The 230-nt window shown below is 59.6% G+C and carries 1 protein-coding gene; it reads left to right on the top strand.

The features are described 5' to 3' along the window. On the top strand, positions 1 to 217 hold a 217-nt coding region (locus tag E0702_RS19825; RefSeq protein WP_205742155.1), incomplete at its 5' end, for a hypothetical protein. Positions 218 to 230: the final 13 nt, after the last annotated feature.

The raw sequence follows: 230 nt of genomic DNA, 5'->3' as shown, positions 1-230 counted from the left end.
GATCGAGGATTTCGCCTCCGTGGCCGATGAGGATCTCACATGGCGGCTGGGACAGGCAGCCGAAGCGCGGGAGGCGGCTGGACGCATCTCGCAAACGGACACGACAGAGTACGACATTGCCGACAACGGGGCACGAATCAGTCGGGACGAGCGAAATGCCCTTGATAACCTGTTAAATGGGATCAGCTTTGCAAAAGGACGGTCGAACGGGGGCTGACCCCGTACGGAAA

Origin of the sequence: Halomonas marinisediminis (assembly GCF_004347715.1) — a bacterium.
GTDB lineage: Bacteria > Pseudomonadota > Gammaproteobacteria > Pseudomonadales > Halomonadaceae > Halomonas > Halomonas icarae.
This window is presented reverse-complemented; position numbering and strand designations above follow the sequence as displayed.